Origin of the sequence: Streptomyces sp. ADMS (assembly GCF_033441795.1) — a bacterium.
In the GTDB taxonomy this organism is placed as follows: Bacteria; Actinomycetota; Actinomycetes; order Streptomycetales; family Streptomycetaceae; genus Streptomyces.
The window spans coordinates 1-429 of record NZ_JAVFVX010000452.1 but is presented as its reverse complement, the minus strand read 5'-3'; the positions used below and the strand labels follow the sequence as shown (position 1 = coordinate 429).

Genomic DNA, 429 nt, shown 5'->3' with positions numbered 1-429 from the left:
CCTTCTGGAACGGGTTCAAGCTGCACGTGAGCGAGAGCTGCACGGACGCGCCCGAAAAGGAGCGCACCGCCCCGAACCTGATCACGAACGTGGCCACCACCGCCTCCACCGTCCCCGACACCAAGGCCCTTAACGGCATCCACCAGCAGATGCAGCGCCGTGGCCTGCTCCCGGGCGAGCACTACCTCGACTCCGGCTACCCCAGTGCCGACCTGATCGTGAAGTCCCGCCAGAGCTACGGCATCGCACTGATCACCCCGGTCCTGCTCGACCAGTCCCGCCAGGCCCGCGAGAACGCCGGCTTCCAGGCCGACGCGTTCACCATCGACTGGAAGTACCAGCAGGTCACCTGCCCCCAGGGGCAGACCAGCTCTTCCTGGAGCCCGTGCACCCAGCACGGCTATCCGATGATCGTGGTCGCTTTCACCA

General features: G+C 66.4%; 1 pseudogene. It reads left to right on the top strand.

The window, feature by feature from the left end:
* Positions 1–429 (top strand): annotated as a pseudogene (locus RB628_RS41510) (IS1182 family transposase); the annotation flags it as partial.